The organism is Sphingomonas sp. NFR15 (assembly GCF_900103265.1).
Lineage (GTDB): Bacteria > Pseudomonadota > Alphaproteobacteria > Sphingomonadales > Sphingomonadaceae > Sphingomonas > Sphingomonas pollutisoli.
Genome location: NZ_FMWX01000005.1, coordinates 92151 through 109483, shown reverse-complemented (window position 1 = coordinate 109483; position 17333 = coordinate 92151). Strand labels below are relative to the sequence as shown.

The following is a 17333-nucleotide window of genomic DNA, read 5'->3' as shown; positions in this document are numbered from 1 at the left end:
CCGCCGCTCCGGGGCGATCCCGGAACGGCGGCTCTTGAAACCAGGTCTTGAGCGCGGCCCGGCACCGGCGAGACGCTTTCGCATCCCCCGGCGCCGGCGTGCGGCCTATCCCTCCATCGCTTCCAGCTCGCGGCCGCGCGTTTCCCGAACCATCTTCTGGACGAAGAAGAACGAGATCGCCGCGAACACGGCATAGCCGGTGTAGGTCAGCGCGAGGCCCGGCGACTTGGCGAGCGTCGGGAAGCTGACCGAGATCGCCGCGTTCGCGATCCACTGCGCGAAGCCCGCCACCGCGAGGCCCGAACCGCGAATCTGGTTCGGGAACATCTCGCCGAGCATCACCCACATGATCGGGCCCCAGCTCATGTTGAACGCGATCGTGTAGAGGTTGGCCGCGACCAGCGCGATCACGCCGTTGTGGCCGGGCAGCGTGACCGCGCCGTCGGCGCCGGTCACCGCGGTCGAGAACGCCCAGGCGACCGTGGCGAGCGTCACGGTCATCCCGGCCGATCCGATCAGCAGCAGCGGCTTGCGGCCGATCTTGTCGACCAGCGCCATCGCGGCGAGGCACGCGCCGATCGAGAGCACGCCCGAGAGGATGTTGGTCATCAGCGCGTCGTTCTCGGAGAAGCCGACCGCTTCCCACAAAGTCGCGCCGTAATAGAAGACGACGTTGATGCCGACGAGCTGCTGGAACACCGCGAGGCCGATGCCCGCCCACAGGATCGGGCGGATCTTGCCGGTGGTCTTGTCGATCAGATCGGAGAGTTTGGGCTTGTGGTGATCGGCGGCGAGGCTGGCGCGGATCTCCGAAACCTTGCGATCCGCCTCGGTGCTGCCGAGCAGCCGGGTGAGCACGCCGCGCGCATCCTCATCGCGCCCTTTGGCGACAAGGAAGCGCGGGCTTTCGGGGATGAAGAACAGCGCGACGAGATAGATCGCGGCGGGGATCGCCTGCAGCCAGAACATCCAGCGCCACGCCGAGAAGCCGAACCAGAAATCGGCGGTCGAGCCGCCGGCGAAGCGCGCCAGCGCGAAATTGGCGACGAACGCGCCGGTGAGGCCGGTGATGATCATCACCTGCTGCACGCTCGACAGCCGGCCGCGGATCGCCGCCGGCGTGACTTCCGAGATGTACACGGGCGAGATGACGCTCGCCGCGCCGACGCCGAGGCCGCCCATGATGCGCGCGAGGATGAACACGAGCGAACTGCCGGCGGCGCCGGCGAGCAACGCGCTGACGAGGAACAGCACGGCGGCGAGCATCATCACGCTGCGCCGCCCGATCCGGTCGGCCAGACGCCCGGCGGTGAACGCGCCGATCGACGACCCGATCAGGATCGCGCCGACGTTGATGCCGAGGCCGAGCTTGCCGAGATCGAACGCGGCCTCCAGCCCCTTCTGCGTGCCGTTGATGACGCCCGAATCATAGCCGAACATGAAGCCGCCGATCGTGGCGACCGCCACGATCGTGGCGATAAAGCCCATATTGAGCTTTTGCTCAGGGTTTAATCCCACCGAACCTGTCACACCCTGCTCCTTGTTGCGCCGCTATCGGCGTTCGTCCCACCCAATATCGTGTCGTGCTTATCCGATCAGCGCCAGCCGGCGTCGATGAAATAATCATGGCCGGTACACATACGCGCGTCGTCCGATGCGAGGAACAGCGCGAGCGCCGCGACATCGGCGGGCTGGATGCGCCCGTCGAGGCACTGCGCGGCGACGATCTCGGCCTCGCCCTCGGGCGTGTACCATTTCTCCTGGCGCGGTGTCTGGACGTTGCCGGGCACGATCGTCGAGACGCGGATGTTGTCGCGGCCGAAATCGCGCGCCATCGCGCGGGTCATGCCTTCGATGCCGGCCTTGGCGGTTTCGTACAGCATCAGTTCGGGCAGGCCGAGATGCCAACTGATCGACCCGAAATTGAGGATCACGCCGCCGCCATTGGCGCGCATGCCGGGGACGACCGCCTGCGCGGCGAACAGCAGGTGGCGCAGGTTGGTCGCCATCCGCTCGTCCCAATATTCGGGCGTGATCGCGTCGATCGTGTGGCGATCGTCGCTGGCGGCGTTGTTGATGAGCACGTCGATGCCGCCGAACTCGGCGATGATCGATTCGATCGTGGTCTTGAGCAACGCCAGATCGCGCAGGTCGCACGGCTTGAAGACCGCACCCTCGAACCGCGCGGCATGGGCCACGCCCGCCTCCGCATTGATGTCGAGGAAGGCGACGCGTGCGCCGGCGCGCGCGAACGCCTCGACGAGTCCGGCGCCGATGCCGGTCGCGCCGCCGGTCACCAGCACGCGCTTGCCCTTGAGGCTCGGATAGACGGCGCGATCTTCCGCGGGCAGGAGTGCGATGCTCACGCTGCGCCGCCGAGCAAACCGCGCGACGCGAGGTTGGCGATGAACGCGCCGATGCCGGTCTGCCACGGCGCGGCGTCACGCGAATAGACCACGCGGTTGACCAACTCGCCCAGCCGATCGCTTTCGATCCGCACGGTGTCACCCACCTTGTGGGTGAAGCCGCGGCCCGGCTCGTCGCGGTCCTGAACCGGCGCGAACAAGGTGCCGAGGAACAGCACGAAGCCGTCGGGATATTGATGCTCGCTCAGCGTCTGCCTGACGAGGTCGAGCGGATCGCGGCTGATCTCCGCCATGTTGCTCGCGCCTTCGAGGCGGTAATTGTCCTCGCCCTCGATGGTGAGGCGCACCTCGGCCTTGCGCACGTCGTCGATCGTGAAGCCGTCATCGAACAGCCGCACGAACGGCCCGAGAGAGCACGAGGCGTTATTGTCCTTGGCCTTGCCGAGCAGCAGCGCCGAGCGTCCTTCGAAATCGCGCAGATTGACGTCGTTGCCGAGGCACGCGCCAACTGCCTTGCCCTTGCTGTCGACGAGCAGCGCGATTTCCGGCTCGGGATTGTTCCAGCTCGAATCGGAGCGGATGCCGATCTCCACGCCCGTCCCGACGGTGGAGAGCACCGGCGCCTTGGTGAACACTTCGGCGTCCGGCCCGATCGCGACTTCGAGATATTGCGACCACAGGCCCGCTTCGACCAGCGCCGCCTTGAGTTCGGCGGCCTCGTCCGAGCCGGGCTTGACCGAGCGGATCGAGCCGCCGACGCGCGCCTCGAGGCTGTCGCGGATCGCACCGGCGGCGGCCCAGTCGCCGCGCGCGCGCTCTTCGATGACGCGCTCGACCGCCGACACCGCGAAGGTGACGCCGCACGCCTTGACGCATTGCAGATCGATCGGGCTGATGACCGTCACGTCGGACTGATCGAGCGCGCCGAGCGACACGCCGCCCGCGCCGGAGAAATCACCCGCCTCGACCAGCGCGGACACGGTCGGCGCGACCCGCGACATATCGAAAAGCTCGCCGCCGATGAGCAGCACCGGACTCGGGCCTTGCGCGGTCTGCACGCGGCCGAGGAAACGGCCCGCCTGCCAGTCGCTCGGCAGGCTGTTCTGAATTGCGGTTCCGCCCCTCATATCCACTCCGGTAGTCTATTGAATTTGATAGCGCTACCAGCACGGCAGGGCCAGCGCTGTCAATAGGACAGACCAATGGGGTGCGCCAGAACGCAGGTAAGTTATGCGCAAGCGAAATTCACCGGGCCGGAAAAGCCGGGTGAGCGCCGCCGCCGGAGCCCCCTCACCGCGCGAAATAGCCCGCGTTCACATGATCTTCGAACAGGCCGGGCTGCTCGGGGCGCCAGCCCAGAATGTCGCGCGTGCGGGCGCTCGACGCGGCGATATCGGCGCCAGCGAACATCGCGAGCCAGCCGAAATGATCGGCGGCCTGCTCGGGTGTGACGGACACCACCGGCATGCCGAGCCCCTGCCCGATCGCCTCGGCGATCGCGCGGAAGGGCACCCCCTCCTCGGCGACCGCGTGATAGGTCTCGCCGCCCGCGCCGCGCTCCAGCGCGAGGCGGTACAGGCGCGCGGCATCGCCGCGATGTGTCGCCGCCCAGCGATTCGCCCCGTCGCCGACATAGGCGGCGATGCCTTTGCGCCGCGCGATTTCGATCAGGAACGGCACGAAGCCATGATCCCCCGCCCCATGCGTCGTCGGCGCCAGCCGCACGGTCGATGCCCGCGCGCCAGCCGCCGCGGCCGCCGCCGCCGCGGCTTCCGAACGGCGCGGGAGAGTCTCGGGCGAGCGGTCTTGTTCGGTCGCGAGCCGGCCGGCCGCGAGCATCGCCAGCCCCGAGGTGACGAGCATCGGGCGCGCCGATGCGGCCAGCACCGCGCCCATCGCCTCGATCGCACGCGCATCCTCGGCGGCGTTGGCGGCATATCGGGAGAAATCGTGGTTGAACGCGGTGTGGATCACGCCATCCGCCGCCGCCGCGCCGCGCCTCAAGCTGTCGAGATCGTCGAGCCCGCCACGGTGGACCTTCGCGCCCGCCCTTTCCAGCGCGGCCGCGCTCGCATCCGATCGCGCGAGGCCGAGCACCTCATGCCCCGCATCGAGGAGATCCCGCACCACCGCGCTGCCGACGAACCCCGTGGCACCCGTTACGAAAACACGCATCGCCAATCCTTCCTGATCGATGCGGCCTCTATCGGGGCTGCCGCTATCGGGTTAAATATGGGAGCATATCGGGGTATAATGGGTAACAGCATGGCGACGCGGACCGATGACAACCGGCTCGGCACCTATTTGCGGGACCGCCGCACGCGGCTCGATCCGGCGGTGCTGGGCTTCCCGCCGGGGCGGCGGCGGACGCCGGGCTTGCGCCGCGAGGAGGTCGCGCAGCGCGCGCATATCAGCGCCACCTGGTACACCTGGCTCGAACAGGGGCGCGGCGGCGCGCCGTCCGCCGACGTGCTCAACCGCATCGCGCGCGCGCTGATGCTGACCGACGTCGAGCGCGAGCATATCTTCCTGCTCGCGCTCGGCCGCCCGCCCGAGGTGCGGTATCAATCGGGCGACGGCGTCACGCCGCGCCTGCAACGCGTGCTCGACGCGTTCGGCAATTGTCCCGCGCTGGTCAAGACGCTGACCTGGGACGTGGTGGCGTGGAACCGCGCCGCCGCGCTGGTGCTGACCGATTACGGCGCGCTGCCGCCCGACCGGCGCAACATCCTGCGGTTCCTGTTCTGCGATCCGCGCGTGCGCGCCGCGCAACACGATTGGGAGAGCGTCGCGCGCTTCGTGGTCGCCGCCTTCCGCGCCGACGTGACGCGCGCCGGCGCCGCCGCGCAAGCGAGCGCGCTGATCGAGGAACTGTGCGCGACCAGTGCGGAGTTCGCGCGGCTGTGGGCGGACAATGACGTTCGGCAGTACGGCGGCGGGCTGAAGCAATTGCGGCACCCGGTGCTGGGGCCGATCGCGTTCGAATATTCGGCGTTCGCCGTCGATGGCCGCCCCGATCTCGGGCTGATCGTTTACAATCCCGCCACCGCCGAGGATGCGGCGCGCATCGACGCGATGCTCCACCCCGAACGCGGCGAGGCGCCGGGAATTTTCACGCGGTAGGTGGCGGCGGCGGCGGCGCGGTGGCAAGACACCCCCGATGCGCCGCCTGCTGCCCCTCGCTGTGTTGCTCGCCGCCGGCGGGTGCGATTCGCGGCCCGATGCGGGCGCGGTGGTGGTCAGCGCGATCGGCGGCGCCCCCGCGCTCGCCGATCCGGCGCGGGGCGCGCTCGCCACGCCCGGCCGGCTGCTGCTCGATTCGGCGGCGCAGGGGCTGGTGCGCTTCGATGCGGCCGGGCAGATCGAACCCGGCCTCGCCGAACGCTGGACCGTGCTCGACGATGGCCGCAGCTACATCTTCCGCATCCGCGAGGCGACGTGGAGCGACGGGAAGCCCGTAACCGCCGCCGAAGTGGTCGCGATCCTCAAACGCCAGCTCTCGCCCGCGTCGCGCAACCCGTTGCGCCCGTTCCTCACCGCGATCCACGAGATCGTCGAGATGACGCCCGAGGTGATCGAGGTGCGGCTGAGCCGCCCGCGCCCCGATCTGCTCAAACTGTTCGCGCAGCCCGAACTCGCCATCCTGCGGGCGCGGCCGCCCGGCGGCAGCGGGCCGTTCCGCGCCGGCACCATCGGGCGCGACGGGGTGATGCTGCGCCCGGCGTCCGATCCGCGCCACGCCGACGACGACGATGCGGCCACGCCGTCGCCGCAAGCCTCGGTACGGCTGATCGGCGAGCGCGCGGCGAAGGCGATCCTGCGGTTCCAGCGCCGCGACGCCGATCTCGTCGCGGGCGGCGGCTTCGCCGACTGGCCATTGCTCGCGCACGCGTCGATCCCGCCCGCCGCCGTGCGGATCGATCCGGCGGCGGGCGTGTTCGGCCTCGCCATCGCCGATCGCACCGGTTTCCTCGCCGATCCCGGCAACCGCGCCGCGATCGCGCAGGTGATCGACCGCGCCGCGATCGTCGCCGCGTTCGCGCCCGGCTGGGCGGCGACGCTGAGCATCCTGCCCGAACAGCTCGATTCCGCCGCCCCGCCCGCCGTGCCGACGTGGCAGCAGGCCGGCGCGATCAACCTCTCGCCGGCGGAACGGGTGCGGCAGTGGCGCCAGATGCACCCGCTGCCGCTGTACCTGCGCGTCGCGCTGCCCGCCGGGCCGGGCGCGACGATCCTCTACGGCCATATCGCCGCCGCGCTGGTGCGGATCGGCATCGGGCCGCAGCGGGTGGGGCTGGCCGAACCCGCCGACCTCCGGCTGGTCGATGCGGTCGCGCCGTATGACAGCGCGCGCTGGTATCTGGCGACGGCGTGTCAGCCGTGCGGCGAGGCCGCGCGCAGCGCGCTCGACGCCGCGCGCGACGCGCCGACGCTCGCCGAGCGCGCGCGGCATATCGCGGACGCGGACGCAGCCCTTGCCGCCGACGTCGCGTTCGTGCCGATCGCGCGTCCGCTGCGTTGGTCGCTGGTGTCGGCGCGGCTCAAGGCGTGGACCGGGAACCCGCGCGCATGGCATCCGTTGAATCGGCTGCGCAGTGACACCAATTGAGGTGACATGACCCAGGCCACCCGTATCAAGCCCGAACCGCTCCACGGCTTCGCCTCCGGCTATGTCGGCCGTGACGCCGCGGCGGTGCGCAAACGCATCGAGGCGATGGAGCGGCTGCTCGAAGGGCTGTTCGTCATCCCCGGCATCAACCGGCGGATCGGCCTCGACGTGATCCTCGACCTGATTCCGATCGGCGGAGACGCGGTCGGCGCGGCGATGGGCGCATGGATGGTGTGGGAGGCGCGCAACCTCGGCATGTCCAAAGTGCAGATCGCGCGGATGCTGGGCAATGTCGGCGTCGATTTCGCGCTCGGGCTCATCCCGTTCGTCGGCGCGATTCCCGACGCGCTGTTCCGATCGAACACGCGCAATTTGCGGATCATCCACAAACATCTCGACAAACATCACCCCGCGAGCGCGGTCGTCGAGCAGCGGTGACCGTCGCCCCGGCGCAGGCCGGGGCCGTTGCATGATCTGGCGGTCCGATCGCCCAAAACCCAGCGGCCCCGGCCTGCGCCGGGGCGACGTGTCTAGCGGCGGCCGCGCCAGATTTTCAGCGGCGTGCTCGCCGGAATCCCGCCCGAGTTCGGCTTGCACCGCTCGTACGCGAAGCTCTTGTCGAGGCACAGCCAGAGTTCGTCGAGCCAGCCCTTGCGGTTGGCGGTCACGCGGATCGCGCTCGCGGGCAGCCCCGGATTGACGGCCGCGAACGCCGCCGCGAAATCGCCCGCGGTGAGCGGCCGGCGCGAGAGCGCGTCCATGTCGGGGTAGCGCAGTTTTCCGTACAGCCCGGTCGAGCGTTTGAAATACTCCGCCGGCGTGGTCGGCATGCAGGTGCCGTGCTTGGCCCATTCGTGCTGGAGCAACTGCGCCGACGGGGTCGCGCACAGATGCTGCTTGATGAGCGCCGACGGCAGGATCGGTGTCGCCTGGCAATATTGCGGCCACTCCGCCCCTACCCCGTCGGGCCACAACCCATGCAGCGTGAAGCCGAAGCGATTGCCGCCGCCGCATTCCATCTGCGCGCCCGCGTCGCGGCGATGCGCCTGGCAATATTCGGGCGCCCAGGTGAGCGCGAGCGTGTAGCCGCCGATCGGCAGGGTGCGCACCGGCTCCTTGGCGGAGGGGAGTTCGGGGCGCGGACTCGGCACGAACGCGGGGATCGCGCATTGCAGCGCCTGTGCCTGCGCGACGCCGGGCACGGCGATCGCGAGCAGCGGCAGGATGTACGACAGTTTCATGCGGCGTTCCCCCTCGTATCCGTGACCGCCATCGCCCTCAAAGCGCGGCGAAATCAAGCCCGATGTCGGCGGCGGGCGCGGATTGGGTGATGCGGCCGACGCTGACATAGGTGACGCCGCTTTCCGCGATCGCACGGATCGTGTCGAGCCGGACCCCGCCCGAGGCCTCGGTCGGCACGCGCCCGCCGACCATGGCGACCGCCTCGCGCAGCATGTCGGGCGGCATGTTGTCGAGCAGCAGGTGCGTCGCGCCCGCATCGAGCGCCGGCGCGATCTGCGCGAGCGTGTCGACCTCGGCGATGATGCTGGCGATCCCCGCCGCCTTCGCGCGCCGCACCGCCTCGCCGATGTCACCGGCGACCGCGACGTGATTGTCCTTGATCATCGCCGAATCCCACAGCCCCATGCGGTGATTGGTCGCGCCGCCCATACGGGTCGCATATTTCTCCAGCACGCGGAGGCCGGGAATGGTCTTGCGCGTATCGAGCAAGGTCGCGCCGGTGCCGGCGATCGCATCGACATAGGCGCGGGTCAGCGTGGCGATGCCCGACAGATGCTGGACGGTGTTGAGCGCGGAGCGTTCGGCGGTGAGCATCGCGCGGGCCGCGCCTTCGAGCCGCAGCAGCTCGGTGCCGGGCGCGACCGAATCGCCGTCCTCGACCAGCCGGGTGATCGCCACCGCCGGATCGAGTGACCGGAAGAACGCCTCGGCGATGCCGAGACCCGCGACGACGATCGCGTCGCGGCTGTCCATCACGCCGGTGAAGCGCGCCTCCGCCGGGATCACCGCCGCCGCGGTGATATCCCCGGCGTCGCCGAGATCCTCGGCGAGCGTCGCCGCGACGAACGCATCCAGATCGAAACGGTCGAGGTGAAAGGCCATGCGGGCATCCGGGTGGTTGAACGATGCCCGCCCCTTGCCAGATCGCGCGCCGCGCGAACAGCGCGCTTACAGCTCCTGCACGGTCGGGCGGAACAGGATTTCGTTGACGTCCATGTCCTCGGGCTGGCTGATCGCGAACGCGACGACGCGCGCGAAGCTGTCGGCCGAGATCGCGTTCTTCTCGTAGAAGTCGTTCATCCCCGCCGCGATATCCGGCTCGGTGATGCTCTGCGCCAGTTCGGAGGCGACCGCGCCCGGCGAGACGATCGTCGTGCGGATATTGTACGGCTTGACCTCCATCCGCAGCCCTTCGGACAGCATCCGCACCGCCGCCTTGGTTGCCGCATAGACCGCGCTGCCGGGGCGAACCTTGTGCCCGGCCACCGACGACACGTTGATGATATGCCCGCTCTTCTGCGCGGTCATGTGTGGGAGCGCGGCGGCGATGCCGTACAGCGTGCCCTTGAGGTTGACGTCGATCATCCGGTCCCAGTCCGCGATCTTGCGGCGTTCGAGCGGCGAATGCGGCATCAGCCCGGCATTGTTGATGAGCACATCGATACGGCCGTGGAGCGCGACCGCGCGATCGACCAGCGCCTGCACCTGCATCGGATCGGTCACGTCGGTCTCGACGGCGGCATCGTCGCCCAGCCCGAGGTCTGCGGCGAGCGCCTGGAGCCGATCGAGCCGCCGCGCGCCGAGCACGAGCTTCGCGCCCGCCGCCGCCAGATGGCGCGCCGCCGCTTCGCCCAAGCCGCCGCTCGCGCCGGTGATGACGATGATCTTGCCTGCGATATTCTCGGTCATGATGATCTCCTGTGCTGTGCGGATACGGTCAGTTGCCGGTCCTCGCCATCAACTGGGCTGGGTAGCGCTCGCCTTCGACGTCGATTTCGGCCAGCGCGGCGCGAATGTCGGCAAGCTCGCCGTCGTCGAGCGTGACGGTGAGCGCGCCGAGATTTTCCTCGAGCCGGTGGCGCTTGGTGGTGCCGGGGATCGGCACGATCCACGGGCGTTGCGCGAGCAGCCACGCGAGCGCGATCTGCGCCGGTGTCGCCTGCTTGGCGTCGGCGATCGTCCTGATTCGGTCGATCAGCGCCTGGTTCTTCGCCATCGCCTCGGGGGTGAAGCGCGGCAGCAGCTTGCGGAAATCGCCTTCGGTCAGTTCGGTCCCGAGCGCGCCGGTGAGGAAGCCCCGGCCGAGCGGACTATACGGCACGAAGCCGATGCCGAGTTCCGCGCACACGTCGAGGATGCCGTTGGTTTCGGGCTCGCGCGTCCACAGCGAATATTCGTTCTGAAGCGCGGCGACCGGCTGGACCGCATGCGCGCGGCGCACCGTCGCCACGCCGGGTTCGGAAAGGCCGAAATGCTTGACCTTGCCTTCGGCGATCAGGTCTTTGACCGTACCCGCGACATCCTCGATCGGGACGGCGGTATCGACACGGTGCTGGTAGAACAGGTCGATCACCTCGACGCCAAGCCGCTTGAGCGAGGCGTCGCACACCGCGCGGATATGGTCGGGCTGGCTGTTGAGGCCGCCGGACACGCCCTGATCGGCGTTGAAGCCGAACTTGGTGGCGATCACCACCCGGTCGCGCACCGGGCGCAGCGCCTCGCCGACAACCTGCTCGTTGGTGAACGGGCCATAGATTTCGGCGGTGTCGAAGAAGGTGACGCCGAGATCGACCGCGGTGCGGAGCAGCGCGATCGCCTCATCCTTGCCGGGCGCGTGACCATAGCTGGACGTGAGCCCCATACAGCCGAAGCCGAGCGCCGAAACCTCGAGTCCGCTGTCGCCGAGCGTGCGTGTTTGCATGTGCGATCCTCCTGTGTGCCGATGACGCGCGCCATCGGTGGGTGGGAGATAGGGTCGAAGACGGCGGCGGATTAGGCCGTGAATGTGGGATGAGCCTATGCCGTACATTCATGAATGGCGACCACATTGATGCAAGCGGAGGCCGTTCGGGCGGAGGACCCCCGGTTCAGCCCACGGGGGCGAGCAACCGCACCGCGAGCGCGAGCCGGCTCGCGTCGCCACGCGCGACAGGCTCGGACGGCAACAGCCGCCCGGCACGATCGAGCGCCGCGACGACATCCCCGCGCGACACGCCGCGCGCGCACAGCAATTCGCCCAGATACCGCACCCGGAACGGCGCGGCACAGCCGCACGCCTGCGCGAGCACCTCGAGCCAATAGGCGTCGAGATCGCAATCGGCATAGACTTCGCAGCCGGCGGCCTCGGCCATCAATTCGTCCAGGACTTGCTGCGGATGCTGCCCCCGCTCGGACAGCATCGTGCGGCTGATACCGTGGAGATGCTCGGCCTCGGGCGACCAGTCCCAATATCGCCACTCGGCGGCCGGGCGGATCAGCCAGCTTCGCGTGCTGCCATCGACCTTCGCCAGCGCGACCTCGATCGGATAGGATTCCCCCGCTTCGGGCAGGCACGACGCCGCGAAGTCGATGATCGCCACCGGCCGCGTTTCGGTGCGGGAGAGAGACTGAGTCGCCAAGATCACCTCCTGATGACAGTTTGGCGACACTCTCGGGACTTGTCACGCGCGGCGTGCGCGCCGCGGCGGGATCAGCCGATACCGAGCGACAGCAGCAGATCGTTGCTGATCGCGGGCGTGAGCGGCAGCTTCATCTTGGCGCGATAGCCGAGGATCGCCGCGCGCGTGGTCGCGCCGATCACGCCATCGGGATCGCCCGAATCGAACCCGGCGGCATCGAGCGCGGCCTGAACGCGGAATTCGGTCGAATGTTCGACCGGCGGCGCGCCGATCACGAACGGCCAGATCTTCGCGAACCATTTCCTGCGCCCGGCCAGCCCGACGAGCCCGCCGTTGACGAGCCTCGTCACCAGTTCGATGTCATTGTGATCGGCGGCGGCATTGCAGTGCTTGTCGTCCCATTCGGCGAGCGCGGGTTTGAGCGCATGATCGCCCGAGGCGACGAGATCGGGGTGGCCGAAGAAATCGACGCCGCAGCGCTTGCCGAAATCGGCGTAGCTGGCGCGGCCCGTCGTCTGGAGAATGCCGCGCCCGCGATACGTCCAGCCGTCCTTCGAGGCCGGCGGCCCGTTGCCCATGCGATTGCCATAGACGAGGCTGAACAGAGCGACGCCGTGATCGCGCTTGCACTGCTCCGCCATCTCGACGCAGGCGGCGCGATTGGTGAAATATTTGTGCCAATTGCCCGAATCCCACATATCGCCGAGGTTCTTGGCGGAATAGTCGCCGCTTTCGACCAGGATGGTCAGCCCGCCGGTCTCATGCAGCACCTGCGCCATGAAATGCGCAAGTCTTAGCGGCGTGGTGATGCCGCTCTTGGCAAGCAGCGCATCGCCCTGTTGGAACGCCTGTTTATATGCATCCTTCGCGCTTGGCGCGAAACGCGAAACGATATCGCTCGCCCGAACGGCAGCGGCCACGCTCATCGACAGCCTCCCCCACAGTGACTGTCCCGCGTCTTCTGCCGATCAATCGCTGTAGGCAAGCCTTATTGTCGCCGATGTGACGATGACCTTGGCGAGATCTTCTCCCCTCCCCGGAAGGAGGGGAGCGTGTAGCATTATTGGGAGACTTTCAGCGGCCCCAGGTCGCCCAGCCCGACCGTGCCAGACGCCATCGCCAGCATCGCGTCGAGGCTCTTCTTGGCGCGCAGCCGCAGCCCTTCCTCGATCTCGACGCGCGGGGTGAGGTCGCGCAGCGCGATATACAGTTTTTCGAGCGTGTTGAGCGCCATGTACGGGCAGATGTTGCAGTTGCAATTGCCGTCCGCACCCGGCGCGCCGATGAAGGTCTTGGCGGGTGCGGCCTTTTGCATCTGGTGGATGATGTGCGGCTCGGTCGCGACGATCAGCGTGTCGCCGGGCATCGAATCGGCGAAGGCGAGGATGCCGCTGGTCGATCCGACATAATCGGCGTGATCGAGGATATAGGGCGGGCATTCCGGGTGCGCGGCGATCGGCGCGCCGGGGTGCGCGATCTGGAGCTTGAGCAGCTCGGTCTCGCTGAACGCCTCGTGGACGATGCACACGCCCGGCCACAGCAGCATGTCACGCCCGGTCTTGCGGGCGAGATAGCCGCCGAGGTTCTTGTCGGGGCCGAAGATGATCTTCTGTTCGGGCGGAATTTGGCTCAGGATCTTCTCCGCCGACGACGAGGTGACGATCACGTCGGAGAGCGCCTTCACCTCGGTCGAGCAGTTAATGTAGGTCAGCGCGATGTGATCGGGGTGCGCGGCGCGGAACGCGGCGAACTGCTCGGGCGGGCAGCTATCCTCGAGGCTGCACCCGGCATCCATGTCGGGCAGCACGACGATCTTCTCGGGGGAGAGGATCTTGGCGGTCTCGGCCATGAAGCGCACGCCGCAGAAGGCGATCACGTCGGCGTCGGTCGCCTGCGCCTTGCGCGACAGGTCGAGGCTGTCGCCGACGAAATCGGCGAGATCCTGGATCTCGGCCTTCTGATAATAATGCGCGAGGATGACGGCGTTGCGCTCCTTGCGCAGCCGGTCGATCTCGGCGCGCAGGTCGAGTCCTTGCAGGTCTTGAGTCTGGACGGTCATGCGCAAAGTCTCCCTCGCGCGCCCAGATAGGGAGTCGCGCGGCGGTTGTCAGCCGGGATCGCTCACCGCCCCTCGGCGAGAATCTCCTCGATCGATCGGCTGCGGTCCCATTGTTCGGTGTTGCGGCCGCCCTCGCCCTCGAACTGGACGACGACGTGCGCATCGACGCCCGCGATGGTCAACGGGCGCTGGTACAGATCGGCGATCTCGCGCCGGGCATTCTCGCGCGCGCGCACCATGTTCTTCGCGCTCCCCGCCTCGCCCCGCACGACCTGCGCGGCGCGCGACGAGGCGCGCTGGCGCAGCCGCGCCATCGCGCCGCGCGTGACGATGAGGCCGGTCGCCTGATCGACCGTCGCACGGCCTTCGTCGACGTTGACGCTGTCGACGCGCACGTCGGGCGGGGTCACGATCAGCGTCTTGGTCTTGGCGTTCCAGAAGAAATGGCCGCGATCGAGCTTGGCGAGATCGACGAAATAATCCGCCTCGAACGGCGCCTTGAACACCAGCCCCGAGGGCAGGATGCCACCCCAGCCCGTATCGGAGGCGGTCGCCTGCACCGTGCCGGTCAGGCGGCTGACGCGCAGATCGGTCGCGCCGGCGAGCCGCGCATCGACCACCTTGGAGACGACCAGCCCGTCGCTCTCGCGCTCGACCGTGTAGCGCACCGTATAGCGCTGATAGGCAAGATAGCCGCCGACCCCGAGCGCGATCACCACCGCCAGCACGACCGCGCCGGCCAGCGCGGGGATCAGCCAGGCGGCGGGGCGCGGCGATTCAACCGGCATAGGACCAGGTTTCGGCATCCTCGGTCACCAGCCCGCGCGCGCGCAGATCGATCAGATGCGCGAGCACCGAGCGGCCGGCGGCGGGGAACAGCCTGGGATCGAGCCCGGCGTACATCCGCTCGACCATGTCGGGCACCGGGCGCGACCCCTCGCGCAGTAGCCGGAGGATCTGCCCTTCGCGCTGCTTGCGGTGACCCATCATGCCGCGCACCAGCCGGCGCGGGTTTTCGATCGGGTCGCCGTGGGCGGGGTAATAGATACGGTCCTCGCGGTGCATCAGCCGGTCGAGGCTCGCCATATACGCGGCCATGTCGCCATCGGGCGGCGCGACGACGCTGGTCGACCAGCCCATCACATGATCGCCGGTGAACAGCGCGCCGGTCTCCTCCAGCGCGAAACACAGGTGGTTGGAGGTGTGGCCGGGGGTATGGACCGCGCGCAGCGTCCAGCCCTGCCCCGCCACCGCCTCGCCATCGGCGAGGATGCGGTCGGGCGCGTAATCGGGGTCGAACCCCGCTTCGAGGCGTAGGCCGGTGTCGGCGACGACGAGCGGCGCGCAACCGACGATCGGCGCGCCGGTCAGCACGGCGAGCGGGCGCGAGGCCGGGCTGTGATCGCGGTGGGTGTGGGTGATGACGATCGCGGTGACCGGACGCCCGGCGATGGCGGCGACGATCGCGTCGAGATGCTCGGACAGGTCGGGGCCGGGATCGATCACAGCGAGATCGGTGGTGCCGACCAGATAGGTCTGCGTGCCGGTATAGGTGAAGGGCGACGGGTTGGGCGCGAGCACCCGCGCGACGCGCGGCTCTAGCGCTTGCGAAGTGCCGGTGTGCTGCGCGTCCATGCCGGTCGATGTGGCGGCGCCGGGCGCGGAACGCAAGTCCGCGCCCAGCCGGACGCGATCAGTCCTGCTCGTCGATATGGGCCTGGATCTCGTCGAGCGAAGCGTCGATCGAGTCGAGCGCCTGGTGTCGAGCGTCGACGGGCATATTGGTGTTGTGGGCGACGTTGGCGCGTGCGCGGCGCAGCCCGGCGAGCGCGGAGCGATAGGCGCTGCGCTGGAGCACCGCGCTGTTCGCGGCCAGCGCGGCCCCGCGCGCGGCGGCGCGGTCGATCCGGTCGGTGCAGATCGTGATGCTGCGCTTGCCGTCATGCTCTGCGCGGATGACGGTCGGCCGGTCGGGACCGCCGCAATGGGCGGAGGTCACGCGCGGCACATCGGCGGCAATATCGCGCATGTCGTGCCAATCCCGGCTTGAAACCGCGATCGGCGGCACCGGCGGCACGGGCTCGACGGGGGAAAGCGGTGACACGGGCGGCTCGACCGGCGCGATCGCCACGTCGGACGGCGCCAGCGGAGCGACCGGCACCTCCGACGAAGCCGGCGGCATGACCGGCACATGCGACGACGCTGGCGGGATGACGGGCACGCGGGACGACGCTGGGGCGAGCGCGGCCATCGTCGGCATCGAATCGAACGACGTGATATCGATCCCGGTCACGGTCTTCACCCGCGTTCGGACATGCTCGGCGGCCTGCGTGCCCGAAGCGGTCAGCCCCAAGGCGGCGACGCCGAGCAGCGCGACGGCTGCGCTGCCGCCGGCGAGGCGGACGCGGGAAATGCGGCGGGTGGTCAGCATCCTCAGTCTCCCTTTCAGATCGTCGATGGTGTGGAGGTGGCATGCCGCCGACACCGCGCCGCCATGCGCCGCCTTCAGGATCGCGCAGGCATAGGTGTGACGGGTGATCGCGGGCCGGCCGGCGAGCACGCGCGCGTCGTTCGCCACTTCCTGATCGGTGCGGAATGCGCGGAAAGCGTACCAGGCGAGCGGATTGAACCAGTGCAGCGCGAGCACCGCCAGCGCGATCCAGTTGGCGACGAGATCGCCGCGCGCATGGTGGCCGAGTTCGTGTGCGAGCGCGAGATCGCGCTCGGCGGGATCATAAAGCGCGCCGAAATCGGTCGGGAAGGCGACGTAGCGCCGCCAGATGCCGAAGGCGAGCGGGCCGCGCGCCACCGGCGTTTCGATCACCTGCACCGCGCCGCGCGCCTCCAGAGGCGCGGCGCCGTCGAGCAGATCGCGACAGAAGCGCCGGTGCGCGAACACATGCCACCCGGCGAAGCCGAGCGCGCCGACCAACCACACCGCCGCTACGACCGGCACGAACGCGTCCCAGCCGACCGACCGCGCCGCGGCCCGCGCCGGGGCGGCGAGCAGGATCGTGACCGGCTCGCTCGCCTGCGCGACCGGCAGGGCGGCGACGTGGCGCACGCTTCGGGACACCATTTCGGGCAGCGGCGGCAAGCACAGCCGCAACACCGGCAGCGCCCATAGCGCATAAGCCACGTCCGGCCCGAACGCGCGGCGCACCGGCCCGCGGATCGCCATCACCAGCGCCATCAGCACGGCCGAGCCGGCGAGCGCCTCGAGAGCCCAGCCGATCATGGCTTGAGCGCCTTGAGCAGCGCCTCGATCTCGGTGATGTCCTGCGCGGACAGCGCATCGCGCTCGGCAAGATGCGCGACCAGCGGGGTGAGCCTGCCGCCGAACAGCCGGTCGATCAGCCGCCGCGATTCGCCCTCGACATAATCTTCGCGCGCGACCAGCGGGCGATAGAGATAGCGCCGGCCATCGGCCTCGTGCGCGATCACGTTCTTGGCGAGCAGCCGGCCGAGCAGCGTCTTGACGGTGTTGGCGGACCAGTCGCGCCCCGGCGCGATCCGTTCGGCAACGTCCTGCGCGGTGAGCGGGCTATCGTCCCACAGCACCTCCATCACCGCATGTTCGGCATCGCTGATCCGTTCGGCCACGACTCGCTCCCGTAATGACTACACGTGTAATCGCACTGACTACGGGTGTAGTCAAG

At 69.0% G+C, this 17333-nt stretch carries 18 protein-coding genes; 3 read left to right on the top strand and 15 right to left on the bottom strand.

The window, feature by feature from the left end; genetic code table 11:
• Positions 1 to 105 precede the first annotated feature (105 nt).
• The 4 genes from BLS81_RS12930 to BLS81_RS12915 all read right to left on the bottom strand — a co-directional run bounded on the left by BLS81_RS12930 (position 106) and on the right by BLS81_RS12915 (position 4541).
• Positions 106 to 1488, bottom strand: a complete 1383-nt coding sequence (locus BLS81_RS12930) for a sugar porter family MFS transporter (RefSeq protein ID WP_093224446.1) — start codon at positions 1486 to 1488, stop codon at positions 106 to 108.
• Positions 1489 to 1595: 107 nt separating this feature from the next.
• On the bottom strand, positions 1596 to 2366 hold the full coding sequence (locus BLS81_RS12925; RefSeq protein ID WP_218123128.1) for a D-xylose 1-dehydrogenase: 771 nt from the start codon (positions 2364 to 2366) through the stop codon (positions 1596 to 1598).
• Positions 2363 to 3493 (bottom strand): fumarylacetoacetate hydrolase family protein, encoded by a 1131-nt coding sequence (locus BLS81_RS12920; protein ID WP_093224445.1) that lies wholly within the window; start codon positions 3491 to 3493, stop codon positions 2363 to 2365. Before BLS81_RS12920 ends, BLS81_RS12925 begins: the two co-directional genes overlap by 4 nt.
• A 163-nt stretch (positions 3494 to 3656) precedes the next feature.
• Positions 3657 to 4541, bottom strand: a complete 885-nt coding sequence (locus BLS81_RS12915) for an SDR family oxidoreductase (protein WP_093224443.1) — start codon at positions 4539 to 4541, stop codon at positions 3657 to 3659.
• A gap of 90 nt (positions 4542 to 4631) precedes the next feature.
• Between BLS81_RS12915 and BLS81_RS12910 the strand changes: the two genes are divergently transcribed.
• The 3 genes from BLS81_RS12910 to BLS81_RS12900 are packed head-to-tail and all read left to right on the top strand — an operon-like array spanning position 4632 to position 7413.
• Positions 4632 to 5489, top strand: a complete 858-nt coding sequence (locus BLS81_RS12910) for a helix-turn-helix transcriptional regulator (protein WP_218123127.1) — start codon at positions 4632 to 4634, stop codon at positions 5487 to 5489.
• 37 nt (positions 5490 to 5526) lie between these two features.
• Positions 5527 to 6975, top strand: coding sequence for an ABC transporter substrate-binding protein (locus BLS81_RS12905; RefSeq protein ID WP_093224440.1), 1449 nt, complete (start codon positions 5527 to 5529; stop codon positions 6973 to 6975).
• Between the two features lie 6 nt (positions 6976 to 6981).
• Positions 6982 to 7413, top strand: coding sequence for a DUF4112 domain-containing protein (locus BLS81_RS12900; RefSeq protein WP_093224438.1), 432 nt, complete (start codon positions 6982 to 6984; stop codon positions 7411 to 7413).
• A 92-nt stretch (positions 7414 to 7505) separates the two neighbouring features.
• On the opposite strand, the gene BLS81_RS12895 is transcribed toward BLS81_RS12900, so the two are convergent.
• The 11 genes from BLS81_RS12895 to BLS81_RS12845 form a co-directional block, all read right to left on the bottom strand.
• Positions 7506 to 8216, bottom strand: coding sequence for a ribonuclease T2 family protein (locus BLS81_RS12895; RefSeq protein WP_093224437.1), 711 nt, complete (start codon positions 8214 to 8216; stop codon positions 7506 to 7508).
• Between the two features lie 37 nt (positions 8217 to 8253).
• Entirely contained in the window at positions 8254 to 9099 is an 846-nt protein-coding gene (gene nadC / locus BLS81_RS12890) for a carboxylating nicotinate-nucleotide diphosphorylase (RefSeq protein ID WP_093224435.1), read from the bottom strand.
• A 66-nt stretch (positions 9100 to 9165) separates the two neighbouring features.
• Positions 9166 to 9906: an SDR family oxidoreductase gene (locus BLS81_RS12885; RefSeq protein WP_093224434.1), complete on the bottom strand. Its 741-nt coding sequence runs from the start codon at positions 9904 to 9906 to the stop codon at positions 9166 to 9168.
• 28 nt (positions 9907 to 9934) lie between these two features.
• On the bottom strand, positions 9935 to 10918 hold the full coding sequence (locus BLS81_RS12880) for an aldo/keto reductase (RefSeq protein ID WP_093224432.1): 984 nt from the start codon (positions 10916 to 10918) through the stop codon (positions 9935 to 9937).
• 166 nt (positions 10919 to 11084) lie between these two features.
• On the bottom strand, positions 11085 to 11615 hold the full coding sequence (locus BLS81_RS12875) for a hypothetical protein (protein WP_256326225.1): 531 nt from the start codon (positions 11613 to 11615) through the stop codon (positions 11085 to 11087).
• 71 nt (positions 11616 to 11686) lie between these two features.
• Positions 11687 to 12541 (bottom strand): peptidoglycan-binding protein, encoded by an 855-nt coding sequence (locus BLS81_RS12870; protein WP_143023358.1) that lies wholly within the window; start codon positions 12539 to 12541, stop codon positions 11687 to 11689.
• A 134-nt stretch (positions 12542 to 12675) separates the two neighbouring features.
• Positions 12676 to 13674 carry a quinolinate synthase NadA gene (nadA, locus tag BLS81_RS12865; protein WP_093224429.1) on the bottom strand — a complete coding sequence of 333 codons (999 nt, stop codon included), beginning with the start codon at positions 13672 to 13674 and terminating at the stop codon, positions 12676 to 12678.
• A 62-nt stretch (positions 13675 to 13736) separates the two neighbouring features.
• Positions 13737 to 14462: a DUF4230 domain-containing protein gene (locus BLS81_RS12860; protein WP_093224428.1), complete on the bottom strand. Its 726-nt coding sequence runs from the start codon at positions 14460 to 14462 to the stop codon at positions 13737 to 13739.
• Positions 14452 to 15309 carry an MBL fold metallo-hydrolase gene (locus BLS81_RS12855; protein ID WP_093224426.1) on the bottom strand — a complete coding sequence of 286 codons (858 nt, stop codon included), beginning with the start codon at positions 15307 to 15309 and terminating at the stop codon, positions 14452 to 14454. The genes BLS81_RS12860 and BLS81_RS12855 overlap by 11 nt, the downstream gene beginning before the upstream one ends.
• A gap of 58 nt (positions 15310 to 15367) precedes the next feature.
• Complete coding sequence (locus BLS81_RS12850; RefSeq protein ID WP_093224425.1) at positions 15368 to 16912, bottom strand: M56 family metallopeptidase; 1545 nt, start codon at positions 16910 to 16912, stop codon at positions 15368 to 15370.
• A complete protein-coding gene (locus BLS81_RS12845; protein ID WP_093224424.1) occupies positions 16909 to 17277 on the bottom strand; it encodes a BlaI/MecI/CopY family transcriptional regulator in 369 nt (122 codons plus the stop codon). Before BLS81_RS12845 ends, BLS81_RS12850 begins: the two co-directional genes overlap by 4 nt.
• Between the last annotated feature and the right edge of the window lie 56 nt (positions 17278 to 17333).